24 protein-coding genes, 1 tRNA gene and 1 pseudogene are annotated in these 25,514 nt (G+C 70.6%); 12 read left to right on the top strand and 14 right to left on the bottom strand.

The annotated features are described in order from the left end of the window. Nucleotides 1-36: 36 nt before the first annotated feature. Nucleotides 37-1,182, bottom strand: a complete 1,146-nt coding sequence (locus tag KZJ41_RS08280) for a class I SAM-dependent methyltransferase (RefSeq protein WP_006935794.1) — start codon at nt 1,180-1,182, stop codon at nt 37-39. After that, the gene (locus KZJ41_RS08275; protein ID WP_006935793.1) at nt 1,176-1,535 is read right to left on the bottom strand and encodes a hypothetical protein; all 360 of its coding nucleotides are present in this window, start codon (nt 1,533-1,535) and stop codon (nt 1,176-1,178) included. The genes KZJ41_RS08280 and KZJ41_RS08275 overlap by 7 nt, the downstream gene beginning before the upstream one ends. Before the next feature lie 161 nt (nt 1,536-1,696). On the opposite strand from KZJ41_RS08275, the gene KZJ41_RS08270 reads away from it, so the two are divergent. Together KZJ41_RS08270 and KZJ41_RS08265 are read left to right on the top strand one after the other, a co-directional pair. After that, a complete protein-coding gene (locus KZJ41_RS08270; protein ID WP_065922860.1) occupies nt 1,697-5,191 on the top strand; it encodes a serine/threonine-protein kinase in 3,495 nt (1,164 codons plus the stop codon). A 51-nt stretch (nt 5,192-5,242) separates the two neighbouring features. Further along, nucleotides 5,243-6,259: a magnesium transporter CorA family protein gene (locus KZJ41_RS08265; RefSeq protein WP_006935791.1), complete on the top strand. Its 1,017-nt coding sequence runs from the start codon at nt 5,243-5,245 to the stop codon at nt 6,257-6,259. Nucleotides 6,260-6,284: 25 nt separating this feature from the next. Here the strand turns inward: KZJ41_RS08265 and KZJ41_RS08260 are convergent, their stop codons facing one another. Beyond that, nucleotides 6,285-6,476, bottom strand: a complete 192-nt coding sequence (locus tag KZJ41_RS08260) for a hypothetical protein (RefSeq protein ID WP_029542193.1) — start codon at nt 6,474-6,476, stop codon at nt 6,285-6,287. A 135-nt stretch (nt 6,477-6,611) separates the two neighbouring features. On the opposite strand from KZJ41_RS08260, the gene KZJ41_RS08255 reads away from it, so the two are divergent. Continuing rightward, entirely contained in the window at nt 6,612-6,809 is a 198-nt protein-coding gene (locus KZJ41_RS08255; protein ID WP_006935789.1) for a CsbD family protein, read from the top strand. Between the two features lie 69 nt (nt 6,810-6,878). Here KZJ41_RS08255 and KZJ41_RS08250 read toward each other — a convergent pair whose 3' ends face one another. Beyond that, nucleotides 6,879-8,390: a DUF4389 domain-containing protein gene (locus tag KZJ41_RS08250; RefSeq protein WP_050034816.1), complete on the bottom strand. Its 1,512-nt coding sequence runs from the start codon at nt 8,388-8,390 to the stop codon at nt 6,879-6,881. 364 nt (nt 8,391-8,754) lie between these two features. Between KZJ41_RS08250 and KZJ41_RS08245 the strand changes: the two genes are divergently transcribed. The 3 genes from KZJ41_RS08245 (at nt 8,755) to KZJ41_RS08235 (ending at nt 10,120) form a co-directional block, all read left to right on the top strand. Then, nucleotides 8,755-8,898, top strand: coding sequence for a hypothetical protein (locus KZJ41_RS08245; RefSeq protein ID WP_006935784.1), 144 nt, complete (start codon nt 8,755-8,757; stop codon nt 8,896-8,898). A gap of 276 nt (nt 8,899-9,174) precedes the next feature. Beyond that, nucleotides 9,175-9,876, top strand: coding sequence for a type 1 glutamine amidotransferase domain-containing protein (locus KZJ41_RS08240; RefSeq protein ID WP_050034815.1), 702 nt, complete (start codon nt 9,175-9,177; stop codon nt 9,874-9,876). Between the two features lie 94 nt (nt 9,877-9,970). After that, complete coding sequence (locus KZJ41_RS08235) at nt 9,971-10,120, top strand: hypothetical protein (protein WP_006935782.1); 150 nt, start codon at nt 9,971-9,973, stop codon at nt 10,118-10,120. A gap of 19 nt (nt 10,121-10,139) precedes the next feature. Here the strand turns inward: KZJ41_RS08235 and KZJ41_RS08230 are convergent, their stop codons facing one another. After that, nucleotides 10,140-11,633, bottom strand: coding sequence for an amidase (locus tag KZJ41_RS08230; protein WP_050034814.1), 1,494 nt, complete (start codon nt 11,631-11,633; stop codon nt 10,140-10,142). A gap of 144 nt (nt 11,634-11,777) precedes the next feature. On the opposite strand from KZJ41_RS08230, the gene KZJ41_RS08225 reads away from it, so the two are divergent. Then, nucleotides 11,778-11,957, top strand: a complete 180-nt coding sequence (locus tag KZJ41_RS08225) for a hypothetical protein (RefSeq protein ID WP_006935779.1) — start codon at nt 11,778-11,780, stop codon at nt 11,955-11,957. Nucleotides 11,958-11,989: 32 nt separating this feature from the next. Here the strand turns inward: KZJ41_RS08225 and KZJ41_RS08220 are convergent, their stop codons facing one another. After that, nucleotides 11,990-12,160 (bottom strand): hypothetical protein, encoded by a 171-nt coding sequence (locus KZJ41_RS08220; RefSeq protein WP_006935777.1) that lies wholly within the window; start codon nt 12,158-12,160, stop codon nt 11,990-11,992. Between the two features lie 533 nt (nt 12,161-12,693). On the opposite strand from KZJ41_RS08220, the gene KZJ41_RS08215 reads away from it, so the two are divergent. After that, nucleotides 12,694-13,044, top strand: a complete 351-nt coding sequence (locus KZJ41_RS08215; protein ID WP_029542191.1) for a DUF1254 domain-containing protein — start codon at nt 12,694-12,696, stop codon at nt 13,042-13,044. Then, a pseudogene (locus KZJ41_RS28590) lies at nt 13,041-13,766 on the top strand (DUF1214 domain-containing protein); the annotation flags it as partial. The gene KZJ41_RS08215 and the pseudogene KZJ41_RS28590, both read left to right, overlap by 4 nt. Before the next feature lie 218 nt (nt 13,767-13,984). Here KZJ41_RS28590 and KZJ41_RS08210 read toward each other — a convergent pair. The 6 genes from KZJ41_RS08210 to KZJ41_RS08185 form a co-directional block, all read right to left on the bottom strand. Then, nucleotides 13,985-14,058: transfer RNA gene (locus KZJ41_RS08210), tRNA-Leu, on the bottom strand. A 74-nt stretch (nt 14,059-14,132) separates the two neighbouring features. Next, nucleotides 14,133-15,092 (bottom strand): Ppx/GppA phosphatase family protein, encoded by a 960-nt coding sequence (locus tag KZJ41_RS08205; protein ID WP_029542185.1) that lies wholly within the window; start codon nt 15,090-15,092, stop codon nt 14,133-14,135. After that, on the bottom strand, nt 15,089-15,616 hold the full coding sequence (locus KZJ41_RS08200; protein WP_065922861.1) for a DUF501 domain-containing protein: 528 nt from the start codon (nt 15,614-15,616) through the stop codon (nt 15,089-15,091). The genes KZJ41_RS08205 and KZJ41_RS08200 overlap by 4 nt, the downstream gene beginning before the upstream one ends. After that, entirely contained in the window at nt 15,613-16,275 is a 663-nt protein-coding gene (locus KZJ41_RS08195; protein ID WP_006940798.1) for a septum formation initiator family protein, read from the bottom strand. Before KZJ41_RS08195 ends, KZJ41_RS08200 begins: the two co-directional genes overlap by 4 nt. 10 nt (nt 16,276-16,285) lie before the next feature. Next, a complete protein-coding gene (gene eno / locus KZJ41_RS08190) occupies nt 16,286-17,572 on the bottom strand; it encodes a phosphopyruvate hydratase (RefSeq protein WP_006940797.1) in 1,287 nt (428 codons plus the stop codon). A gap of 153 nt (nt 17,573-17,725) precedes the next feature. Beyond that, entirely contained in the window at nt 17,726-18,487 is a 762-nt protein-coding gene (locus KZJ41_RS08185; protein WP_006940789.1) for a lytic transglycosylase domain-containing protein, read from the bottom strand. 139 nt (nt 18,488-18,626) lie between these two features. Here KZJ41_RS08185 and efeU point away from each other — a divergent pair, with 139 nt between their 5' ends. Genes efeU through efeB form a run of 3 tightly spaced genes read left to right on the top strand, consistent with a single transcriptional unit; the run spans nt 18,627 to nt 21,945 of the window. After that, complete coding sequence (gene efeU / locus KZJ41_RS08180; protein WP_050034811.1) at nt 18,627-19,505, top strand: iron uptake transporter permease EfeU; 879 nt, start codon at nt 18,627-18,629, stop codon at nt 19,503-19,505. 29 nt (nt 19,506-19,534) lie between these two features. Then, complete coding sequence (efeO, locus tag KZJ41_RS08175; protein ID WP_050034810.1) at nt 19,535-20,674, top strand: iron uptake system protein EfeO; 1,140 nt, start codon at nt 19,535-19,537, stop codon at nt 20,672-20,674. Beyond that, nucleotides 20,671-21,945, top strand: a complete 1,275-nt coding sequence (gene efeB, locus KZJ41_RS08170) for an iron uptake transporter deferrochelatase/peroxidase subunit (RefSeq protein WP_029542174.1) — start codon at nt 20,671-20,673, stop codon at nt 21,943-21,945. The genes efeO and efeB overlap by 4 nt, the downstream gene beginning before the upstream one ends. Nucleotides 21,946-21,982: 37 nt before the next feature. Here efeB and KZJ41_RS08165 read toward each other — a convergent pair whose 3' ends face one another. Then, a complete protein-coding gene (locus tag KZJ41_RS08165; protein WP_050036302.1) occupies nt 21,983-23,395 on the bottom strand; it encodes a sugar transferase in 1,413 nt (470 codons plus the stop codon). A 221-nt stretch (nt 23,396-23,616) separates the two neighbouring features. Then, nucleotides 23,617-25,473, bottom strand: a complete 1,857-nt coding sequence (locus tag KZJ41_RS08160; RefSeq protein ID WP_029542170.1) for a bifunctional diguanylate cyclase/phosphodiesterase — start codon at nt 25,471-25,473, stop codon at nt 23,617-23,619. Between the last annotated feature and the right edge of the window lie 41 nt (nt 25,474-25,514).

The raw sequence follows: 25,514 nt of genomic DNA, 5'->3' as shown, positions 1-25,514 counted from the left end.
TCCCCGGACCGGAGCCGAGCACGGACAAACCGGACTCTACCGGGTGCGCACGGAGCGGGTCACGGTGAACTTACGGTTGCGTCCTGCAACTTCTGTGCGGCCGACCGTCCGCTGCAGCATCCCACGATAGTTCAGGTGGGTGTTGTAGACGGTCCACAGTTCACCGCCCGGGCGCAACAGCCGGGCGGCCGCGTCGAACATCTTCACGGCCGCGCCCGTGTGCACGGCGGCGCCGACGTGGAACGGCGGATTGCACAGCACCACGTCGACGGAGGCGTCCGGCAGCGACCCGGCCACGTCGTCGCGCAGGACCTCGACCCGGTCCGCGACGTGGTTCGCGGCGGCGGTGGCGGCGGCCGACGCGACCGCCGCGGCCGACTGATCGGTGGCGATCACCCGCAGCCCGGGGAACCGCCGGGCCGCCGCGACGGCGAGGATGCCGGTGCCGCAGCCGAGGTCGACGGCGGTCCTCGCGTCGCGTGGCAGCCGGGGCAGGAAGTCCAGCAGGAATCGGGTGCCGATGTCCAGGCGGGAACCGGCGAACGCGGCCCCGTGCGCGACGACGGTGAGCCCGACGTCGGTCACCGTCTCGGTCACCGGGTAGGTCGGCTCGGCGGCGATCGGGCCGCGGGCGGTGAGCACCCGTGACTTCTGCCGGCCCCGGGAGGCCCGGACCTCGGTGAAGCTCCGGGCCAGCACCTCGTTCATCGCGGGCGTGATGTGCTTGTCGCGGCCACCGGCGAACACCGTCACGCCGGGGTCGGCGTGCCGGGCGACGGTCTCGGCGATCTCGGTGAGCGCGGCGAGCGACCGCGGCAGCTGCAGCAGCACCACCCGGGCACCGGTGAGCAGATCGGCCCCGAGACCGTGCACGGTGAAACGGTCGGACAGGCCCTCGCGCGCGGCGTTCGCGGCCAGGGCCCGCTCCCCCACCACCGAGTCCTGGTGCACCCGGATCCCCGACGCGGAGTACCGCACGGCGACGCCGAGGGTGAGGGCGCCGTAGTGGTCGTCGATCACCGCGACGGTCCCGGCCGGCGCCGCGGCGAGCGCGGCGTCGGCTTCGTCGAGGATCAACCTGTCGGCGGCGTCGACGGCGACCAGGTTGGGCGCCTCCACGTCCGGGAGGCGCCGCAACCGGCCGAACAACTCGTCGCCGGCAGCAGAGTCGCCGGTCAGCACTGCCCCTTGCCGGCGTTCTCGACGGCGCGCAGCGTTTCGGCCTGCTGTTCCTCGCTCAGCTCCGCCCAACCCGGCAGCGACTTCTGCGCGTCGGCGACGGAGGTCGCGGCCTGGGTGCGGTCCTGCCCCCAGGATTCGAGCTGGTCGAAGTACGGCACCAGGGCGCTGCAGATCTGGTCGTAGCTCTGGCCCAGCTCGATGCCGGTGCTTCCGGTGACCTGGCTCGTGCTCGGCGCGGCGGTGGTGGACTCGGTGGTCCCCTCCCCTGCGGAGCCGGAGTCGCCGGACGATCCGCAGGCCGCCGCGAGCAGCACCGCACCCGTACCGAACAGCGCCGCGAGAGTCTTCTTCATCGTTTCCCAATTCCGATCGCAGTGTCGTTTCCCGGAGTTTCCGGCCGTCGTTGCCGGGAGGCCCGGCCGGACAACGGTAATGGAGAACCGGCGATCGATCCGTGTCGTGCCCGCCACACCCGGGACTATCCTGGAGGAATCCACGTGAGGTGAGTGCCCCGATGGCAGAGAACGATCCACTCGCCACCCGGCGAGCCCCGGTCTCCCACGCCGGCGCGGCGGAGGACGAGACCGTCGAAGATCTGCGCCTCGCGGGGTTCGCGGACGCCGTGGAGATCGGCCGCGGCGGTTTCGGGGTGGTGTACCGGTGCCGGGAGACGGCACTAGACCGCACCGTCGCGGTGAAGGTGCTCACCGCGACGCTCGACGCCGACAACCTCGAACGGTTCCTCCGCGAGCAGCGCGCGATGGGCCGGCTCTCCGGGCACCCGCACATCGTCACCGTGCTGCAGGTCGGCACGACCGGCAGCGGCCGGCCCTACCTGGTGATGCACTACCACCCGCACGACTCGCTCGAGGCCCGCATCCGCCGCTACGGACCGCTGCCGTGGCCGGACGTGCTGCGCATCGGCGTCAAGCTGTCCGGGGCGCTCGAGACGGCACACCGGGCCGACGTGCTGCACCGCGACGTCAAGCCCGCGAACATCCTGCTCACCGAGTACGGCGAACCGCAGCTGACCGACTTCGGCATCGCGCGCATCGGCGACGGCTTCCACACCTCGTCGGGCGCGATCACCGGCTCCCCGGCGTTCACCGCGCCGGAGATCCTGGCCGGCACGCCGCCCACCCCGGCCGCCGACGTCTACGGCCTGGCCGCCACCCTGTTCTGTGCGCTGACCGGGCACGCGGCGTTCGAGCGGCGCCGCGGCGAGCAGGTCGTCACACAGTTCCTGCGGATCACGACCGAACCGGTCCCGGATCTGCGTAGCACCGGCGTCCCGGACGACGTGTGCTCGGCCCTCGAGCGCGGCATGGCCACCGAGCCGGATGCCCGTCCGCAGTCCGCCGCGGAGTTCGGGGAGCTGCTGCAGCAGGCGCAGGAGCGCGGCGGCTGCGACGTGGACGAGATGGCGCTGCCCGTGGGTCCGGACAGTCTCGGGCCGCTGCCGGTCGCGGGGACCACGCACACCACCGGACCGCACCCCACGCCCACCGCGATCACCACGCCGCCGGTGCCGGCGACCCGATTCCGGCCGCAGGCACCCACCCGGCCGCTGGTGAAGCGCACCCGGCTCATCGACCGGCTGCGCCTCGGCCGGCGCCGCCGCCTCGTCGCGATCCACGCCCCGACCGGGTTCGGGAAGTCGACGCTGGCCGCCCAGTGGCGGGAGGTACTCACCGCCGAGGGTGTTGCGGTGGCGTGGCTCGCGGTCGATCGGGACGACAACAACGTGGTGTGGTTCCTCACCCATCTGATCGAGGCGTTCCGGCAGGTGCGTCCGCAGTTCGCCCGTCAGCTGCGGCAGGTGCTCGAGGCCCACGGCGACGACGCCGAGCGGTACGTGCTGTCCACCCTGATCGACGAGATCCACCGGGAGGAGGCGCCGATGGCCCTGGTGATCGAGGACTGGCACCTCGTCACCGCCCCGGGGACCGTCGCCGCACTGGACTTCCTCCTCGACCGCGGGTGCCATCACCTGCAGATCGTGGTGACCAGCCGGAGCCAGGCCGGCTTACCGCTCAGCCGGATGCGGGTCCTCGACGAGCTCATCGAGATCGACTCGGACGCCCTGCGTTTCGACGCCGAGGAATCCGATGCCTTTCTGCGCGACGTGAGCGGCCTGGACCTCGAGCCCGAGGACGTCCGCGACCTGACCGACGTCACCGACGGCTGGGTCGCCGCGCTGCAACTGGTGTCGTTGTCGCTGCGCGACAGTGAGGATCCGACCGGGCTGATCGAGAACCTCTCCGGCCGGCACCACGCCATCGGCGAGTTCCTCGCGGACAACGTGCTCGACACCCTCGAGCCGGAGGTGTACGAGTTCCTGCTCGCGACGTCGATCACCGAGGAGATCACCGGCAGCCTCGCCACCGCGCTCACCGGCGACCCGCACGGGCAGGCGATGCTCGAGCAGATCGAGGAGCGGGACCTGTTCCTGCGCCGGGTCGACGACGAGGGCCGCTGGTTCCGCTACCACCGGCTGTTCGCGGACTTCCTGCGCCGCCGGCTCGAACGCGATCACCCCGAACGCGTGGGCGCGCTGCACCACGCCGCCGCGGAATGGTTTGCGCGCCAGCACATGCTGCGCGAGGCCGTGGACCATGCGCTCAGCGCCGACGAGCCGGAACTCGCGGTCGAGATGGTCGCCGCCGACGGGATGCTCCTGGTCGAGCACTCCCACATGACGACGCTGCTGGCGCTGGTCGCGAAACTGCCGCCGCGTGGGGTGGCGGCGCATCCGCAGCTGCAGATGACCGTCGCGTGGGCGAACGCGTTGCTGCAACGGGCCGACCAGACCCGCGTCGCCCTCGCCGCGGCCCGGGGATGCCTGAGCTGCTGCAACGCGCCCGAGGAGGACATCGCGGTCCTGCAGGTCGAGGCCGACGTCGTCGACGGTGTCGTCGCCGCCTCCACCGACCACACCGCCGGCGTCGCGGACAAGGTCGCGCCGTGCCTGGACGACCCGGACACCTTCCGCCCTTGGGTGGTGTCCGTCGCGGCGAACGTGGCGACCTTCGTGGACGTCTACCGGTTCGACTTCGAGGCGGCGCGGCGACGGCAGCGGTGGGCCGAGCCGTACCACCGGGCCACCAACGGCCCCTTCAGCCTCGTGTACGGGCTGTGCCTGCTCGGCATCGCGGCAAACGAGCAGCTCGACGTCGCCACGGCCGAAAGGCACTTCCGCGCGGGGTTGCGGGCCGCCCGCAAGGGGGGCGGCGTCCACACCCATGCCGCGCGCCTGGCCGCCGCCATGCTCGGGGAGCTGCTCTACGAGCAGGGCCGGATCGCCGAGGCCGAGGCTCTGCTCGACGAGAGTCACGAGCTCGGAACCGAGGGCGGCGTACCGGACTTCATGATCGCCCGGTTCGTCACGGCCGCGCGGCTCAAGGCGCTGCGCGGCGACCGCGCCGCGGCGGCGGCACTGCTCGACGAGGGAGCGCGGGCCGCCGACGACTACCGGTTGCCGCGGCTGCGTGCCCGGGTGATCAACGAACGCGTGCGGCTCGGCCTGCCGGTTCCGCGGCCCGCCCCGCGGGAGATGCCGGATTCCGACGCCCCGGATCCGGACGGCATCGCGGAGATCACCGCGCAGGTGGAGGACGCCACCGCCATCCGTCTCCTCTACGGCACGGGCCGGGCCGAGGACGTGGCCCGGGCCTGCGACTGGGCCCGGCTGTGGCATCGCCGGGTGTCCGGCCGCGGCCGGTACCGCGCCGAACTGCAGGCGGCGCGGCTGCTCGTGGCGTGCCTGCACGCGGCCGGACGTCTCGAGGAGGCCCAGGAGGTGCTGGCCCCCGCGGTGGCCACGTGCGGGCGGCTGGGCATGCTCCGCTATCTCGTCGACGGTGGAGCCCATGTGGTGCAGGTCCTCCCGTTGCTCCGCGACCGGCTGCAGACTCTGCTGTGGCCCCCGGACTGGCCGGCGGTGGACGAGGCCTTTCTCGACGAGATGCTGCGGCTGACGGAGTCGGGCGGCACGAGCACCGCGCTCTGAGCACCGGCCGTCGGGGCACGCGTCGGCGGACGGGTAGGGCAGACTGCGAACGTGACCGCTGCTGTTCCCGACCACGTCCGCACCCGGCTCTGGCGCGACGGACGGCTCGTCGCCGAGAACTATCCGCTGGCCGAGGTCTCCGAGCACCTTCAGGACGAGGGGGCCCTGGTGTGGGTGGACCTGCACGATCCGACGCACCGCGAGCTGTCCGACGTCGCGGACGAGCTGGATTTCGATCCGCATGCCGTCGAGGACGTCGTGGCGCACGCGGAACGCACGAAGGTCACCCGCTACGCCACCCACACCTTCATGACGATCTACGCCACGTCGCTGGCGGACGAGAGCGAGCCGGCCGATGCGCACGGGTCACGGCTCAGGATCACGCGGGTCTCGGTGTTCGTGGTCCCGCGCGGCCTGGTCACGGTGCATCGGGGCACCGGATTGGACGTCGGCGAGGTGATGCGGCGCTGGGACGACAACTCCGATCTGCTCCGGCACGGCACCGCCGCGTTGCTGCACGGGCTGCTCGACGTCGTCGTCGACGGCCAGTTCGAGACCATTCAGGGGCTCGACGACGCGATCGAGGAACTGGAGGACGGGTTGTTCGACGAGCGCGCGCACATTCGCGCGCTCCAGCGTCACACCTACCGGGTACGCAAGGAACTCGTCCAGCTGCGCCGGGTCGTGCTGCCGATGCGGGAGGTGGTGGCCGCGGTGATGCGGCACCGGGCCGAGCGGGGAAACTCCGTCGAGCTCGACGGCTGGTACACCGACCTGTACGACCACGTGATCCGCGCGACGGAGTGGACCGAGTCGCTGCGCGACATGGTCACCACGGTTTTCGAGACCAACCTGTCGCTGCAGGACGCGCGGCTGAACATGGTGATGAGGAAGCTCACGGGGTGGGCCGCGATCATCGCCGTGCCCACCGCGGTGACGGGCTGGTACGGCCAGAACGTGCCGTACCCCGGCTTCGGGCAGTGGAGCGGGGTGTTGTCGAGCACCGCGATCATCGCCGGGTCGGCGGGGATGCTCTACATCGTGTTCAAGCAACGCAACTGGTTGTGACCGGCGCGGCCCGCGTCCGGCCGTGCTACGAGGTTCCTTCGGTGTCGTCGAAGAACCGCCAGTCGTGGTCGCCCTCGACCCTGACCTCCATACGCCAGCCCAGCTCGCTGTTGTCGGCCTTGGAGTCCACGAACCAGGCGTGCGCGTCGTCCGCGCTCTCGATGTCCTTGGTCGCCACCACTTCGCCCTTGGGGTCGATCACTCGGTAAGTAGCCATGCCCGGGGCTTTCCCCGGTGACGCGGCGGCCAAACCCGCGGCGCGGGGGATTGAGCCGTCCCCGCGGCGCGGGGATTGAGCCGACGCGCTGTGGGGTAACCGGCAGGGGAAGCGACCACGGACGAAGGAGGAGACATGGCTGATTTCATCGACAAGGCCAAGCACAAGGCGGAGGACGTGTCCGGTCAGGCCAAGGAGGGAGCGGGCCGCGCGACCGGTGACCGTGACCTCGAGGCGGAGGGCCGGGGCGACCAGGCGTCGAGCAGCCTCAAGCAGGCCGGCGACAAGATTTCCGACGCCGCCGGCAAGGTCAAGGACTCGTTCAAGAAGTAGTGCCGCGGCACGCATGCACGTGGCCTCGTCGACCCTGTCGACGAGGCCACGGCTCATGTCCGGGGACCGTCAGCGTCCCTCCCCGGGGCGGGTCTGCTCCCCGGAGGCCGGGTCGCCGTACTGCTCCTTCGAGAGCGGGATCTGCGTTCGGGTGGGGCCGTGTTCGGGCGGGAGGTCGTCGTGCGGCCCCTCCGGTGCCGCGTACTCGTGCAGTTCCCGGGGACCCTGGTCGAGCCGGAACGGCGGGTACTCGTCGCGCAGCAGGGCCGCGTAGGCCCACACGCGGAACCGCCAGCGGTTGATGCCCACGACGAGATCGAACAACCCGCTCGGGTAACGGGCGGTGAACAGCAGGGCGATCGCCGCGACGAGCACGAGAATGCCGAGCAGCGACCACGAGTAGGTCCACACCGCGTCGTCCCAGTCGTCGCCGTTCCCCGACGCCGCTGTGGCCCCACCCCCGACGAGCACGGCGAGGATCAGATAGTGCGGGACGGCGAGCAGCCACCACTTGACCAGCACCAGTCCCCGGGAGAGGCGTTCCGGGTAGGGGACGTCGAAATCGGCGGGATAGTCCGTGCGGTGCAGCGTGAAGGGCGGATACCGGTCGGTGCCCAGGGCCGCGTAGGTGTAGAACCCGACGCGCCACCACCACCGCATCACGCCGACGTTGAAGTCGAACAGCGGCCGTGGGTAGCGGCCGGTGAACAGGATCGCGAAGCCCGCGACGATCGTCGTGACGAAATGCGCGATCGCGAGGAAGAAGAGCACGATGTAGTGCGGGATCGCCAAGAGCCACTTCACGAGCCACAGCCCGCGCGACGGCGCGTCCGGATCGCCGCGCAGCATCACCGGATAGGAGCCCGGGGCGACGGCTGAGGGAGGCGGAGCGTGCGCCGCGGGCGGGCCGTGCCGGCCGAGTCCCACCGCTCCGAGGACGAGCAGCGGCACCCCGATCACCAGTAGCACGAGCCCGCTGATCAGCAGCCACAGCGCGAGCGGTCCCAGGAACGGGAACTGGGCGCCCGCCTGCAGGTCCACCGCCACGCCCGGGGTGGCGTCGGCGTTCATCACGACGATCGACCACACCCCTTCCTGGAATTCCCAGCGCAGCTCCTGGGTGCCCGGGCCGGAGGCCGACGCGGCCCAGAAGTCCTCGTCACCGGGCACGCGGGCGGGGTCGTCGCCTGGGATCTCGCGATACTCGGCGCGGAACGGCTCGAACCGGACGTCGGTGATCTCGGCGTGCGCGACGCCGGACAGGAAGGCGTCGACCTCCGCCTGCGGGCCGATGCCGACGAACACCGGCCGGCCGGGATCCTCCGACGCCGCACGCAATCTGAGCCGGCCGAGGTCCTCGGCGCCGAAACCTGTCGGCGCGTCGTCGAAGACCAGGTCGATGCGCTCGGAGACGAGCGCACTCGAGTCGGTGCGGTACCGCTCGGTGGGAGCGGTGAACCAGCCGTCGTCGCGCTGGGCGAAGTATCCCCAGCCGAGCACTCCGGCGGCGACGAGCAACGCCAGGCCGAGCATCGACAGCAGGACGCCTACAACGAACATGACGATCTTGCCGGCCTTCATATCGGCCTCCGATTCGCAGTGTCGTACACGCGGTCCGCACTCACCGTAGACGCCACCGAACAGGACGAACAAGACTTTGCCTCACCTCGCCGCGCCGCACCCCGCGACACGTCACGCACAGGTTCCATGCGCGTAACGCATCGGCCACCTCCCGCCGTGTAGGGTGACTGCATCGACGACACGTCTCGGTCGATCGCTTCCGATCGGGCGAGTACAGCGTGATTTCGGTCGAGCACCACCAACCGAGCCCTGTCCCGTGACCGTCCTACCCGCATACCGGGTACGGGTGTAGCGGCGGCAGCGTCGGGGTACCACAGCTGCGGCTCCGCCGCCCCGACCCGGCTCGCCGGCCCGAAAGGACATCATGCACAACGAAACCGAGTTCCAGACGCCGCTCTTCGTCGAGCCCACCACTCCCGGCGACGAGGGGAACACCGAGCCCGTCGCGACCTCGCAGCCGCCGAGCGGTCCGTACGACTACCACGGCATCTTCTCCGCCCGGGCCTGATCCGCGTCACTGCCGGCCCGGATTGCGGGATGACAAGCCCGCCAGACGATCCCGGCAGTCTCCCTGCCCTCGAGGCCCGTGCGACAGGGCCGCCGTCCGGAAGGCGTACAGTGGACGGCGGCCGGTGGGGAAGACCCGGCCACGCGAACGCCCCGGCCCCGCGCCGGGGCGTTCGTCATTCCGGACGCCGTTCGGTCGACGATTGGAATCGGCCGGGAACGGGAACGCAGTCCGAGGGTCGCCCACGACCCTTTCCCGACCGGAAGGACTTCCATCATGACCAAGGTGCTGTTCGTCGTCACCGGAGCCGATCACTGGACGCTGGCCGACGGGACGCGACACCCCACGGGGTTCTGGGCCGAGGAGCTGATCGAGCCGTACCGGGTGTTCACCAACGCCGGATTCGACATCACGTTCGCCACACCGGGTGGCCGCACCCCCGTCGTGGACGAAGCCAGTCTCGCGCCCGACGCCGCCGGAGGCGAGGAGCGCAGCGACGAACTGCGGCAGACCCTCGCCGACCTGAAGCCGGTCCTCGACTCCCCCACCGTGCTCGAGGACGTGCGCGCCGAGGACTACGACCTCGTGTTCGTCCCGGGTGGGCACGGCCCGATGGAGGATCTTGCCGTGTCCGAACCGTTCGGCCGGCTGCTCGGGAACTTCCTGGACGCCGACAAGCTCGTCTCCGTCGTATGCCACGCCCCCGCCGCACTGCTGCCGGCACGACGCGCGGACGGCGGCTGGCTCTTCGACGGGTACCGGATGACCGGCTTCACGAACGAGGAGGAGACGCAGGCCGGGCTGGCCGAGAAGGCGCCGTGGCTGCTCGAGGATCGCCTCCGTGAGAGCGGCGCCCAGTTCTCCGCGGGACCGGCGTGGCAACCGCACGTCGTGGTCGACCGCCGCCTCTACACCGGACAGAACCCGGCGTCGTCGCGCGAGGTGGCGGAGCGGGTGGTCGAGGCGGCGAAGAACTGATCTCGCCCCGAGCGGGCGACGCTTGTCGCCCTGACCGAGCCGGGGCGCGGGGTGTCACATTGCGGACATACCGGTCACCCGGTTTCATGTAGGGGTGCGCCGGCTGTGGAAGTGGAACAAGGAAGAGCCGTTCTTCGGGGACCCCGAAGAGCCCCGTGGCACGGCCGCGATCGTCGTGATGATCGCGGTCGTCGTCGCAGTGGGGACCGTGCTGTTGCTGACGGCGGGCGCGCCGCTGCCCTGACGCGTGGCCGACACTGCAGTCAGGCAGCCGGCACCGACAACGGCGGCTGCAGGTCGAACCACGGTCGTGCCCGCTCGAGTTCGGCCGCCAGGGACAGCAGCAAACCCTCACCGCCCAGAGGCGCCACGAACTGCACCCCGAGCGGCAGGCCCGTCGTCGTCCAGTACAGCGGCAACGAAATCGCCGGCCTTCCGGTCAGATTCGCCAACTGGGTGTAGGGCGTCCGACCGAGGTTCTCGTCCACGATGCGATCCATGACGCCCGCCCGGCGGAGGACCCCTCCCAGATGTGCCGCGAGGAGGGCGCGACCGGCGGCGCGGACGACGCGGGGGGTGGTCAACTCACCGATCCGCGCCGGCGGGAACGCAAGCGTCGGAGTCAGCAACAGGTCGTACGTCTCATGGAAGACCGCCAACCGGCGGGCGTATCCGTTCCACCGCTCGAGCGAGGCGAGGTACTCGGACGGCCGCACCGAGTCCCCGAGGGCGGCGAGAAGACGGGTGTCCATTTCGAATCCCTCGGGACCACACCCGGTGAGCCGACGGGCTCGCCGGATCTCGACGGCCACCCCCGCGAACCACATCGTCAGGAAATCCACTGCGAGGCCGCGTTCGTCGACTCCGGTGGCCGCGGGTTCCACGTGGTGCCCGAGTTCGCCGAGCAGGGTCGCCGCATCGGCGACGGCCGCGACGGCCGCCGGATCCACCGGCGTGCCGAGCGGCGATTCCGTCGCGAATCCGATGCGCAGCCTGCGGGGTTCTTCCGACGCCACAGAGGAATACGAATCCTCGGGCATGGCAACCAGATACGGACCCGCCGGGTCCGGACCGGCGAGCACGTCCAGCATCGCCGCCGTGTCCCGTACCGTGCGCGTCACCACCCCGTGGCTGACGGCTCCGTGCAGGAGCTCACCGAACGCGGGACCACTCGGAACCACACCGCGCCCCGGTTTCAGGCCGACCAGCCCGCAGCACGCCGCCGGGATACGGATCGAACCGCCGCCGTCGTTCGCCCCCGCCGCCGGCACCACCCCCGCCGCCACCGCGGCGGCCGAACCCCCGGAGGATCCGCCCGGGGTGTGCGCGGGATTCCACGGATTACGGGTGGGACCGTTGACCTCCGGCTCGGTGATGCCCTTCGCGCCGAACTCGGGGGTGTTGGTCTTCCCGAAGATCACCAGTCCCGCTCCGAGCCACCGGTCCACGACCAGCGCGTTGCGCTCGGCGGGCAGTGCGGCGAGGGCGCGGCTGCCACTTCCGGTGGGCGTCCCGGCGACGTCCTGCAACAGATCCTTGACCAGGAACGGCACCCCGGCGAACGGGCCGGTGAGTATCTCGCGCGCCCGGGCACGGGCGCGCTCGTCGAGCCGGTACACCACCGTGTTCAGAGTCGGCTCCACAGTGTGGAGTCGGCTCAGCGCCGCTTCGAGCAGCTCCCCCGCGTCGACCTGCCCGCTCGCGACGAGCCCGGCAAGGCCCACGGCGTCGAACCGGCGGTACTCGGCGTAGTCCACGGCTCCGCCTCCTCGGGAACCCGGCGGTGTCTCCTCATTCTCCCGCCGGGGCCAGCGCGAGGGGAGCGCTTTCCCGCGATGTTCGCGCGACCGGGTTCGACCGAATGCGCCCGATCGGGACGGGGGCCTGCAACGATTTTGGATATGAAGCACTTTCGGATAGTCAACGAAGACGGGTCCGTCGTCGACCAGCAGCCGTTCGAGACCGAGGACGAGGCCCTGGCGTGGGCGCACACGCATCCGCGGGCGGGAACCCCGGGATGGACCCTGGAGGAGCAGGTCGAGGCAGACTGGGAGAAGCGGGAGAACTCCGAGCGGACCTGACCGCAGCGGACCGGGCTGCTCGGGGGGTGGATTCAGCCCTCCTGACGCTTCGCCCACGTCAGCACGAGTCTCGGCTCTGCAGAATTGGACGAATCGAGTTCCAGCGTGGCGTCTTCCGGAGCGCCCGCGAGGAACGCACGGACGATGCTCATCGTGACCGGGGTGCTGAGGGGCAGAACGGCACTTTCGGTTTCGTTCGACATACACCGAACGTATCGTCATCGCGGGTCCTCCGCTGGGTGAGACGAGCGGTCGTCCGCCTCCGTCAACGCTCGCCGGCAGTCACGAGCGTCCGAGAACAGAACCCCGACAACGGTGAGGACCTGGTCGGTCCGCAAGTCCGTGCGAACAAGATCATCAGTGGGTGTCGGTCGGCTGTCGGGGACAGCAACAGGCCTTCGCTGCCTGGCGGCTGCTGAGCGCAGATGATTCGACGAATGCGCCGCGACCAGGGCCTTCGTCCGGGACGATGCCCACTGGAAGTACTCCCGGATCGTGCACACGGACGGCGCCGTCGTCGACGAGCAGCCGTTCGCGACCCAGGACTAGGCGGACGCGTGGGCACGCACGCACCCGTGGACGCTTCCCGACCGAGGAATGGGCTGGGAGCAGGCGGGGCCTGCGCTCCTCATCCCTTGCAGGTGAAGGGAGCTACTCGATCGGCGGCCGACGACTGTGTACCGCGCATCCGGGGCTCAACCTGCGAGTCCACTGATTCCGAGAGAGGACCGACATCATGGACGAAACCACGCGGCCTTCGGAGGCCCTCAACACGTTCCTGAATGCACTTCCCGGAGTCAACAGCTGGGCGATGCGCAAGGGGTATCTCGAGGCGGGCATCCGGGACAACGACGTCGTCGTGTGGTCGGGGATGCTGGACTCCAGGACGATCCTGCTCGGGGGAAGTTCCAGCTCTCTCTACTTCTCGACGTCCGCGGACCTGACCGGCGGTCCACTGGTAGTCGAGAGTCCGCCGCTCACACTCACATTCATGAACGACATGTGGGCACGGTGGGTGACCGACTCCGGCATGGGCGGCCCGGACCGCGGTGCCGGCGGTTCGTCGAGGGAACCGGTCTCCCCATGAACACCGTCAATCCCAACGACAGTTCGTTCTACCAGTTCGCGAGTGACCTGGTGAGCGACCAGCCCGCCGAGGCACTCGATGCCGAGATTGCCGGCGAACTCGCCGCGATCGGGATCGTCAAGGGCAAGGCCTTCGAGCCGGACGCGCGGATGCGGGAGATCCTGACCGAGGCAGCCGCCGTGGGCAATGCGATCGCACGCACCCTCACCTTCCGCCCGCGCACAGAAGACGGGGTCCACTACTACGGGGAGGCGTCGCAATGGGTCAACGGCCTGCTCGCGGGCGGTTACGACCTCATGACCCCGCCCGCGGAGGTTTCCGACACGGGAATCGGGCCGTACCCGTCCGACGGCGCACGGAAGCTGCATCTTCGCACCCAGTTCTTCTACCTCGCCTGGGGAATCAGTCCGGCGATGTGCATGCGGATCACGAACCTCGGTTCGCAGTACCTCGTCGCGGCCGCGGACAAAGAGGGCCGAACCCTCGACGGCGGCAGGCATTACACGGTGTCGCTTCCCCCTGGCATCCCGGCCGCCAGGTTCTGGTCCCTGACCGCGTGGGACAACCAGACCCGGTCCATGCTCGACACACCGCAACGATTCTCGAAAGTCGGCAGCCAGGGCTACCCTCGCCGGGCTGCGACCGCCGATCCCGACGGGTCGACGACGGTGCACTTCGCGCCCGAACTCCCCGACGGCGTACCCGATGGCACCTGGATCCAGACGACGCCGGACAGGGGATCGTGTGTGCCTGCGTCTCTACAGCCCGCTGCAACCGTTCTTCGACAGGTCCTGGCGCCCCGGGGAGATCGAAGAAGTGGAGATCTGAAGGGATCACCGCCGTCGATGCTGGGCACCTCTTACTGTTCACCCGACGACGCACCCGGTGGTGCGGGTCATTTGCTACGCCGCGAATTGGTCGCCGAATTGTACAGATCGAGTGCCCCCAGTCGGACTCGAACCGACACTTGGCGGATTTTAAGTCCGCTGCCTCTGCCAATTGGGCTATGGGGGCGCAAGAAGAGGGTAGTGCGTGGTGTCCTCCCGGACCCGGGCAGGTCCGGAAGGACACCACGGCGGCAACGCCACCTACGCGATCGACAGCGCGATCCCGTCGAGGATGTCGTGCTCGCTGACGACGAGCTCGCCGATGCCCGCGCGACGGCCGAGTTCGTCGGCCAGCACGGTCGTCACGATCGCCCCGCCGCCGATGACGTCGACCCGTCCGGGGTGCATCGGGCCGAGCGCCGCGCGCTCGTCGTGCGTGGCGGCGAGCAGGCCGTCGCACACCTCGCGCAGCCGGTCGAAACCGACGGTGGACAGGTGCACGCGTTCGGGGTCGTACTCCGCGAGGCCGTTCGCGAGGGCCGCGATCGTGGTCATGGTGCCGGCGACGCCGACCCAGGTACGGGCCTGCTCGACCGGCACGTGTGCGAGCGCCTCGGCGATCTTCTCCCTCGTGAACTCGCGGGCCGCCGCGATCTGTTCGGCCGTGGGCGGGTCGTCGTGCAGGCACCGCTCGGTGAGCCGCACGCAGCCGATGTCGGTGGAGTAGGCGGCATGGACACCGTCGGCGTCGCCGAGCACCACCTCGGTGGAGCCGCCGCCGAGGTCCACGACGACGAACGGCCCCCGGGTGGGGTCGAGTTCGCCGACGGCGCCGGTGAAGGACAGCCGCGCCTCCTCGTCGCCGGTGATGACCTCGGCCTCGGCACCGGGGATCACCGCACCGAGGACCTCGCGGGTCATCGCGAAGAAGTCGTCCCGGTTGGCGGCGTCGCGGGTGGCGGAGGTCGCGACCATCCGCACCGCCTGCGCACCGGTCTCCCGGATGAGGCCGGCGTATTCGACGAGGGCGACGCGGGTGCGTTCGATCGCCTCGGGGGCGAGCCGGCCGGTGGCGTCGACGCCCTGCCCGAGCCGGACGATGCGCATCAGCCGCGTCACGTCGGTGAGCCGGCCGTCGTCGCCGAGGTCGGCGATGAGCAGGCGGATGGAGTTGGTGCCGCAGTCGATCGCCGCGACGCGGCGGGCGCCGACGGCGGTCACTCGGTCTCTCCGCGCAGCTCGGCGTAGGTCGGCCAGTCGGCGGGGACGGCGGTGCCACGCAGGCCGGCGTCGGCGGCGAGGGCGACGGCCTCGTCGCCGAACGGGTTCACGCCCGGCCCCTTGGCGAGGGAGTGCGCGATCAGCACGTGCAGGCACTTGACGCGGTCGGGCATGCCGCCGCCGCTGAAGTCGGTGCCGAGCGAGTCGATGGCGTCGCGTTCGGCGAGGTAGGACTCGTGGGCCCGCCGGTACGCGGCCGCGAGGTCGGGGTCGGCGGCGAGCCGCTCGGTCATCTCCTTCATGACCCCGCCGGATTCCTGCCGGCTGGCCTCGGCGGTGAGCCGCGGATCGGTGAGGTAGAACAGCGTCGGGAACGGCGTGCCGTCGGGCAGTTTCGGCGCGGTCTTCACGACGCCGGGGGCTCCGTCCGGGCAGCGGTAGGCGATGGCGAGGACGCCACGCGGGGCCCGCCCGAGCTGGGCGGCGACGGCGTCGAGGTCTTCCTGTGCGACGGGATCGGTCACCCGGTCGGTTCTCCTGGTTCTGGGGGCGCCACCGGCATCTGCCGCGGCACCGGGGCGGGTTCGGGTTCTGGCGCGGGAACGGACACCGACTGCCACAGGTCGCTGTACCAGGCGCCGGTGGAGGGCAGTTCCTCGGTCTGCTCGGTGACCGGTTCCTGGTAGTCGCCGGGCAGCTGCACCTGGTAGGGAGTCTCGCCGGGCATGACGAACCGTAGCCGTTCGCGGGCCTGGGCGCGGATCCACGCCGGGTCCTCGATCTGCGCCTTCTGTTCGCGGAGCGCCGCTATCTCCTGCTCGAGCTGTGCCCGTTCCGCGGCGACCCGCTCGGCCTCGGAGCGCTGGCTGACGTACGTGCGCAACGGAACCGCGAGGGTCAGGGCGAGGCCGCACACCACGAGGGCGAGGACGACGGCACGGCCGGTGGACAGGCCGAGGAAGGTGCGCTCGGCACGGGCGGGCCGGGACTCGCGCGGCGTTCCGACGCGGGTGGGCCGGGCCCGCCCCGATGCGCCCCCGGTGCGGGCACCGGGAGCGTCGGCGGGCGGTTCCGTCGAGGCGGTAGGTCCGGCCGGGCGGGCCCGTCCGGGCCGCCGGACGCCCGGCGCACCCTCGGTGCGGGTGCGCCGGGCACCGGGCCGGGACCTACCGCGCTGGCTCATGCGGGTGCGCTCAGCCCTCGATGTTGAAACGCGGGAACGCCAGTTCGCCGGCGTACCGGGCGGCGTCGCCGAGCGACTCCTCGATGCGCAGCAGCTGGTTGTACTTGGCGACGCGCTCGGAGCGGGCCGGGGCACCGGTCTTGATCTGGCCGCTGCCCACGGCGACGGCGAGGTCGGCGATGGTGGTGTCCTCGGTCTCGCCGGAGCGGTGGCTCATCATCGACTTGTAGCCGTTGCGGTGCGCGAGGTCGACGGCGTCGAGGGTCTCGGTGAGGGTGCCGATCTGGTTGACCTTCACCAGCAGCGCGTTGGCGGCGCCCTTGACGATGCCTTCCTCGAGACGCTCGGGGTTGGTGACGAACAGGTCGTCGCCGACGAGCTGCACCTTGTTGCCGATCTTGTCGGTCAGTGCGACCCAGCCGTCCCAGTCGTCCTCGCTCAGCGGGTCCTCGATGGACACCAGCGGGTACGCGGAGAGCAGCTCGTTGTAGAAGTCGGCGAGCTCGTCCGCGGTGCGGTCCTTGCCCTCGAACTTGTAGCCGGCAGCTTCGGTGTAGAACTCGGTGGCGGCGACGTCGAGCGCGAGCGCGACGTCGGTGCCGAGCTTCAGACCGGTCTTGGCGACGGCCTCGCTGATGAGGTCGAGGGCCTCCTTGGTGCCGGCGACGTCGGGCGCGAAGCCGCCCTCGTCACCGAGACCGGTGGCCAGGCCGCGGCTCTTGAGCACGGACTTGAGGGCGTGGTACACCTCGGCGCCCCAGCGCAGGGACTCCTTGAAGGTGGGGGCGCCGATCGGGGCGACCATGAACTCCTGGACGTCGACGCCGGTGTCGGCGTGGGCGCCGCCGTTGAGGATGTTCATCATCGGCACGGGCAGGATGTGGGCGTTCGGGCCGCCGAGGTAGCGGAACAGCTCGAGTCCGGAGGACTCGGCCGCGGCCTTGGCGACGGCGAGGGACGCGCCGAGCAGGGCGTTGGCGCCGAGCCGGCCCTTGTCGGGGGTGCCGTCGGTGTCGAGGAGGGCCTGGTCGACGGTGCGCTGTTCGGTCGCGTCGAGGCCGATGATGGCGGGGGCGATCTCGCCGAGGACGCCCTCGACGGCCTGCTCGACGCCCTTGCCCAGGTAGCGTTCGCCACCGTCGCGCAGCTCGACGGCCTCGTGCTCACCGGTGGACGCACCGGAGGGCACCGCAGCGCGGGCAAAACTTCCGTCGTCGAGCAGCACCTCGACCTCGACCGTGGGGTTACCACGCGAATCGAGGATCTCGCGGGCTCCTACCTGCTCAATGATGGCCACTGGCTGATTCTCCTTCGATGGACTTCACGCTGCGGGGTCTGCACGCTGGGAACAGCCTAACCGCCCCGACCTGCGCCCGAAGCACGGCGCGCCCCACGGCGGCGGCCACCGGCCGCCCGCCCGGCGGGGAGGCGGACGGATCGGGCAGCCGCGTCAGGGCCGACGGCCCACCCCGTACGCGGCGGCGCGGTCGCGCACCAGCGCGAGGTATTCGCCCGAGAGGTTGTAGGCCGTCAGCGCCCGCGTCCAGCCTTCGGCGGTGGTGAGGTCGCCGCCCCGGTCGCACAGGTAGCGGCCGGCGGTCAGGGTCGCGTCGTCGATGTTGTCGGGGTCGGCGACGCCGTCGCCGTTCGCGTCCACGCCCCAGCGGAACCAGGTCTCGGGGATGAACTGCATGGGCCCCACCGCCCGGTCGAGAACGGGGTCGCCGTCGAGCCGGCCGCCGTCGGTGTCCCGGATCTCGGCCAGTCCGGGACCACCGTCGAGGGGCACACCGCGGATGGGCGGGTCGACGCGTCCGTCGGGGGCGATGCTCGCGCCGTTGTACCGGCCGTGCCGGCTCTCCACGCTCCCGATGCCGGCGAGCGTCGTCCATGCGAGCCCGCAGCCGGGGCGCGAGGCGGCGAGCACGGCTGCGGCGTGACCGTAGGCCTCGAGCGCGGTGCGGGGGATGCCGAGCGCCTCGGCCTGCGGTGCCGCCCAGTCCCGCAACTGGTCGGCGGTGCGGCCGGGGGCGTCGACGTCGATCGCCGGGACCGCGGTTCCGGGGGCGGGCGGGACGCCGTCCGGGATCGGGATGCGCGGCTCGCGCGGGCTCCAGACGGCAACGCCGACGACCACGAGGATCACCGCGGCGACGGCGCCGACCAGGACGCGCGGCCACGGTGAGCGTCGGCGCGAGGCGGCAGGGGGCATGGTTCCCATCATCCATATCCCCGGCAAAGCGCAGGTAAAGAGACCAAGGTCCCTGTCGACGGAGTCCCGACCGGGTGTATGTTTTCGGCTTGCATCACCTAAGAGAGGTTCGCCTCACCTAACCGTTGGAGTCATGCCCATGTCCGCACTCGCCGCGAGCTCCGAGGCCCCGTCGATCGCCACCCAGCTGTTCGGCTCCGGCCTCATCGGGCTCCGCGAGGGCCTCGAAGCGGGCATCGTCGTGATGATCCTGGTCGCCTTCCTCGTCAAGGCCCAGCGCCGCGACGCCCTGAGGTGGGTATGGCTCGGCGTCGGCGCCGCGGTCGCCATGGTCGCCGCGACGTTCGGGATCATCCACTTCGGCACCACCACCCTCACCGGCCTCGCCGCCGAGGTGGCCGCGGGCCTCGCGTCGCTCGCCGCGGTCGTGATCGTGACCGCCATGGTGCTGTGGATGCGCAAGGCGTCGCGGTCGATCTCCGGGGACCTGCGCTCCGGAATGGAGAAGGCACTGCTCGCGGGACCGGCGGCGGTGCTCACCCTGTCGTTCTTCGCGGTCGGCCGTGAGGGCCTCGAGACCGCACTGCTCATGGTCGGGTACGCGGAGAACACCGCCGGCAGCGCCTGGCCGCTCGTCGGCCTGCTCCTCGGCATCGGCGTGGCCGCCGGGCTCACGGTACTGATGTACCTCGGGGCGATCCGGATCGACATGGCCCGCTTCTTCAAGTACACCGGCGCCTTCCTGATCGTGGTCGCGGCCGGCATTCTCGCCTACGGCCTGCGCGCCCTCCAGATCGGCGGCGTCCTGCCCGGGGGCTCGAACCTCGCCTTCGACGTCTCGGCCCACTACGACGCCGGCAGTTGGTACGGCACCGTGCTGGCCGGGATCTTCAACCTCCGTCCGGACCCCACCGTCCTCCAGGCCGTCGCGTGGGTGAGCTACCTCGTCGTCGTCCTGTACGTGTTCCTGCGTCCCGTCGCGCCGGCCCGCACACCCGAACCGGCCGTCGCCGTCTGACCCCCTCCCTGTTCGAAAGGCACCGATCCATGCGTCGATCCACGTACGCCCTCGCGGCGGCAGCGGCCCTGCCCCTCGCCCTGGCGGGCTGCACCGAGAAGTCCACCGCCGGCGACGACGCGATCGCGGTCACCGCCACCGACACCGCATGCGACGTGGCGGCGGCGGACGGCGCGACCGGGCACTCGACCTTCAGCATCACCAACAACGGCACCAAGGTCACCGAGTTCTACGTGTTCGCCGCCGGCGACCGGGTGATGGGCGAGATCGAGAACATCGGCCCCGGACTCACCCGGCAGCTGATCGTGAACCTGCCCGAGGCCGGCACCTACGAGCTGTCCTGCCGCCCCGGCATGGTCGGCGACGGGATCCGTCAGGAGTTCGTGGTCACGGGCGATTCCCAGGCCGCCACCGACGCCGACGGCAAGCTCACCGAGGCGGGCGACGGCTACCGCCGGTACATCCGCAGCCAGACCGAAGCCCTCGTCACCGCCACGGGCGAGTTCGTGGCCGCCGTGAAGGCCGGCGACGCCGACGAGGCCAAGCGGCTGTTCCCGGTCAGCCGCACCTACTTCGAACGCATCGAGCCGGAGGCGGAGAGCTTCGGCGACCTCGACCCGCGGATCGACCTGCGCGAGGCGGACCTCGAGCCCGGCCAGGCCTGGACCGGATTCCACCGGCTCGAGAAGGACCTGTGGGTGCAGGGCCCCCAGCCCGACACGGGCGCGATCGCCGATCAGCTCGCGGTCGACGTCCAGGAGCTGGCCGACCTGGTGAACGCCGCCGACTACACGGTCGACCCGACCAAGATCGCCGGAAATGCGCAGGGCCTGCTCGACGAGATCGCCACCTCGAAGATCACGGGTGAGGAGGACATCTTCTCCCACACCGACCTGTGGGACTTCCAGGGCAACGTGGACGGCTCGCAGGCCGCGGTCGCCGCGCTGCGCCCGATCCTCGACGCGAACGATCCCCAGCTGGGGCAGGCCATCGACGCCCGGTTCGCCGACCTCGACGCCGCGCTCGCCCGGTACCGGCAGGGCGACGGCTTCGTCTCCTACGACACCGTGACCGAGCCGCAGCGGCAGGAACTCTCGCGCCTGATCGACGCGCTCTCGGCCGAGGTGAGCAAGGTGCAGGGTGTCGTCGCGGGAGCTGCAGGCGCATGAGCGGGACCCCGGACACCGCCGCGGCCCCCGCCGCCCGCGGAGGCATCTCTCGCCGCCGCCTGTTCGGTGCGGTCGGTGCCGGCGCCGCGCTCGCCGGAGCGGGCGCGGTGGTCGGCCGGGTCACCGCACCCGGCGCGGACACCGCCCACGCCGGCGCCGTCCCGTTCCGGGGCGAACACCAGGCCGGGATCGTCACCCCCGCCCAGGACCGCATGCACTTCGTGGCGTTCGACGTCACCACCGACGACCGGGACGAACTCGTCGCGCTGCTGAAGACGTGGACCGAGATGGCCGAGCGGATGACCGCCGGGCTCGAGGCCACCGAGGACGGTGCCACCGGCGAGGGTCCCTACCATCCGCCCACCGACACCGGCGAGGCCCTGGACCTCGACGCCTCCCAGCTGACCCTGACCATCGGGTTCGGCCCGTCGCTGTTCGACGGCCGGTTCGGTCTCGCCGACCGCAGACCCTCTGCACTCGAGGAACTTCCGCACTTTCCCGCCGACAACCTCGATCCGGCCCGCAGCGGCGGCGACATCGCCATCCAGGCGTGCGCCAACGATCCTCAGGTGGCGGTGCACGCCATCCGCAACCTGGCACGGGTCGCGTTCGGCACCGCGTCGGTGCGCTGGTCGCAGCTCGGATTCGGCCGCACCTCGTCCACCTCGACGTCGCAGCAGACGCCGCGGAACCTGTTCGGATTCAAGGACGGAACCAACAACCTCAAGGCCGAGGACCCCGGCGCGCTCACCGAGTCGGTGTGGGTCGGCCCCGGCGACGACCAGGCCTGGCTCGCCGGCGGCACCTACCTGGTGGCGCGGCGGATCCGCATGCTCATCGAGCAGTGGGACCGAGCGGTGCTGCAAGAGCAGGAGCAGGTGATCGGCCGCACCAAGCGCGACGGCGCTCCGCTCGGGAAGACCGGCGAGTTCGACGAACTCGACCTCGAGTCCAGGGGACCGGACGGGCCGTTCGTCCCCGTCGACGCACACGTGCGCCTCGCGTCGGCCCAGCACCTCGGCGGACTGAAGATCCTGCGCCGGGGCTACAACTTCACCGACGGCTCCGACGGCTTCGGCCACCTGGATGCGGGCCTGTTCTTCATCGCGTTCTGCCGCAACCCGCTCGAGCAGTTCGTGCCGATGCAGCGCGAACTGGCACGACGCGACGCGCTCAACGAGTACATCCAGCACGTCGGGTCGGCGGTATTCGCGTGCCCGGCCGGGCCGGCACCGGGCGAGTACTGGGGGCAGGCGCTCTTCGAGGCGTGAACCGTCCCGGAACGAGATCGGTGACGCCGAGCGGGGCTCAGTAGGCGCCGTCGCGGTGCAGGACGGCCCGGAGGGTCCTGCGCAGGATCGACAGATCGAGGGCGAAGGTCCAGTTCTCGACGTAACGCAGATCGGCGCGGACCGATTCCTCCCAGCTCAGGTTGCTTCGTCCGCTGACCTGCCACAAGCCGGTCAGTCCCGGCTTGACGAACAGCCGCCGGCGGGCGCCGTCCTCTCCGTACCGCGCCACCTCGCATTCCAGCGGGGGACGTGGGCCGACCAGCGACATGTCGCCGGTGACCACGTTGAACAGCTGCGGCAGTTCGTCGAGCGAGTACCGGCGGATGAAGCGGCCGACCCGCGTGACACGGGGGTCCTCCCGCATCTTGAACAGGATCCCGTTGCCGTCGCTGCAGTCGGTCAGGTCGGCGAGACGATCCTCCGCATCGACCACCATGCTGCGGAATTTGAACATCGTGAACGTCCGCCCGTCCCTGCCGACCCGGGTCTGCCGGAAGAGCACGGGACCCGGGCTCGTGAGCCGGACGGCGAGGGCAATGGCCAGCAGCAACGGCGCCAGGAGCACCACGATCATCAGGGCGGCCACGCGGTCGAAGATGTTCTTCACCAACCACGCCGGGCCGGCGTAGCGCGGGGCACTGAGTTGGAGCAACGGCAGCCCGGCGAGCGGTGCCATGTGCAGGCGCGGCCCCACCAGGTCCATGAGAACCGGGGCCATGAGGAGATCGGCGCCCGTGTGCTCCAGATCCCAGCTGAGTCTGCGGGTCTTCGAGTGCGTCCAACCGCTCGACGGCAGCAGCGCCACCGCCTGGAATCCGTGCAGCTGAGTGATTCCGACGATGTCGTCCTCGGTCCCCAGCACCGGCACATCGTCGACGGCGAGGGGCAGCACCACTCCTGACGTCCTGGCGGGCAGGCAGATCCCGTCCACCTGCCAGCCCGCATCACGCAGTTCCCCCGCCCGGGCCAGCAGCTCGTGCACCTCGATCGAGTCACCCGCGACGAGCACCGACCGCACGAGGCGTCCCCGGCGGCGGCGCATGCGGACGAATCGCCGCAACAGCAGGCGGGCACCCAGCGTTGCAGCGCCGGCCAGGGGCAAGGCGCCGAAGATCCAGGACTGGCCGCTTGCCGTCCCCCACGCGTATCCGGCCCCCGCCAGGACCGCGATCGCAAGGACGTAGGCACGGCCGACACGCCGGAACTCCTCGACACCCGCCCCGAGAACCCTGGCATCCCATGCCTTTTGCACCGCCAGGGCGAGCACGGCAGCGAATGGTACGACCATCACGAGCGCGAGCGTCTTACCACTGGGCAACTCCCCCCGGTGGTAGCCGAAGGTGACGGCCAGGTCCGCAATCAGCACGCACAAGAGGTCGATGCAGAAGACAAGAATCGCATAGCGTCGTTCCCAGGCCGGCCGCGGCACGGCTTCCGGAGCACACAGCCCGGGCAGGCTCCGGACCACTCCTGTCCGGTCCCCGCCCCTTCGCTCCACGGACGAGCCTTCTGGGGCGTTTCCCGCCCCAGCGAAGGTTCTCGCCGTTTCCCGGTTTTGCATCAGGGCCCGCCCCATTTCGGAGTCGCACGACTCTCGGACCCCTAAAACATACTCGGAGATTGTTTCCCCGGCAATAACGGACTGGTAGTTCATTCGGGGAGCGAAGCCGGAAGTCTCCACGGGAGTTCGATCCTGCCGTGACGCAGCATCTCGACGATTTGCTCGGGCGGCTGGGGCCGGCTGAGGAGGAATCCTTGCGCGCGTCGACACCCGAGTTCCAGCAGCTTCATCGCCGCCGCCACGGACTCGAGCCCTTCGGCCACGACGTCCAGCCCGAACGCGGAGGCCAGCCCCATGATCGATTCGACGATGACGCGGTCGCTCTCGCTGCGCTGCAGATTGAGCACGAACGCCTTGTCGATCTTGAGTGTGTGGACCGGCAGAGACTTCAGGTGGGCGAGCGAGCTGTAGCCGGTGCCGAAGTCGTCGATCGCGCAGCACACACCCAGACGCTCGAGCCGGCGCAGTGTCTTGCGGGAGCGCTCCAGATCGCTGACGACCACGTACTCGGTGATCTCCAGACACAGGCACGAGCTGCCCAGGCCGAACTCCTCCAGCGTGCTCTCCACCGTCTCCACGAAGTCCAGGCTCACCAGCTGCACCGGCGAGACGTTCACGCTCATCTGCAGGTTCAACCCCGGAATCCGGCGCCGCCACTCGGCCAGCTGCCCGCACGCCGTCCGCAGCACCCAGCGCCCGAGTTCGCCCGCAAGGTTCGTCGACTCGGCCACCTCGATGAACTCGGCCGGCTGCAGCTTGCCCAGCACCGGGTGATTCCACCGCACCAGGGCCTCGACACCGAGAATGCTGCCGTCGCGCAGGTCGAATTCGGGTTGATATTCGAGGGTGAGGTGCTCGTCGTCGATCGACGTCCGCAGGCTCAGCTCGATGAGGTTGCGGCGTTCGCTCGCGCCCCGCATGTCGTCGGTGTACGCGACGACGCTGTTGCCGCCCTTGCTCTTGGCCATCAGCATCGCCTCGTCGACGCGCCCGAGCAACGCCACCGGAGTGATCCGTCCGGGCTCGCCTACGGCAACACCGAGGCTGCCGCCGCGACCGACGACCTGGCTGCCCAGCTGCACCGACATCCCGACCGCCCACCGCAGTGCCTCGGCGCGTTCCCGCGCCACCTCGAGCGACACCGCCCCGTCGAGCACGATGACGAACTCGTCACCGCCGAGGCGCGCCACCATGTCCTTCGGATCGCACACCCGCGACAGCCGCTGCGCGGTGCGGCACAGGAACACGTCGACGGCCGCGTGACCGAGGAAGTCGTTGAGCGGCTTGAGGCGGTCCAGATCGAGGAAGAGGACGGCGACCGGTCCCGGCTGCCCCCGCTTCAACCGCTCCTCGAGGTGTTCGAGGAGAGCCCGCCGGCTCGCCAGGCCGGTGAGGTCGTCGTGATAGGCGGCGTCGCGCAGGTCCTGTTCCGCGCGGACCCGGGCCTGCACCTGGGCCAGCAACGCCGCGATCATCATCAAGGTATTGATCTCGTCCTCGCTCCAGTCACGATCACCGGCCTTGATGAAGCCCAGGGTGCCGGTGGTGACGCTGCCGGAGATCAGCGGCACCGCCGCGACCGAGACCTCGGGCACTCCCGAACCCGCACGCACCCGGTCCGCGTATTCGGCACCCGACTGCGCCGGACGGCTGACCGCCGGTTCCTTCATGGTCTCGGTCATGGCGAAGATCGGGTCGGCGTCGCGGAAGTGCACCACGCCCAGAGGATCCGGGCTCGGCACGAACTCCCGCGGCGGCCACTCGGCGACGAGCACCGTCGCGTGGATGTCATGGTCGTTGTAGCGAAGGAAGCAGGTGTCGACCTCGAAGTGCTCGACGAGGTCCTGGAGCACCCTTTCGATCACCGAGTGATGAGACGCGGCGTCCGCCGGCATGAGGCGGGAAGCGACCCGGGTGACAATGTTCTCGAAGCTCTTCTCCGCCATCCCAAACCCCTTGTGAGCAGCACATCCGACGCGACCGTGGC

Origin of the sequence: Rhodococcus sp. 11-3, assembly GCF_023704055.1 — a bacterium.
Taxonomy (GTDB): Bacteria; Actinomycetota; Actinomycetes; order Mycobacteriales; family Mycobacteriaceae; genus Rhodococcus; species Rhodococcus aetherivorans.
This window is presented reverse-complemented; position numbering and strand designations above follow the sequence as displayed.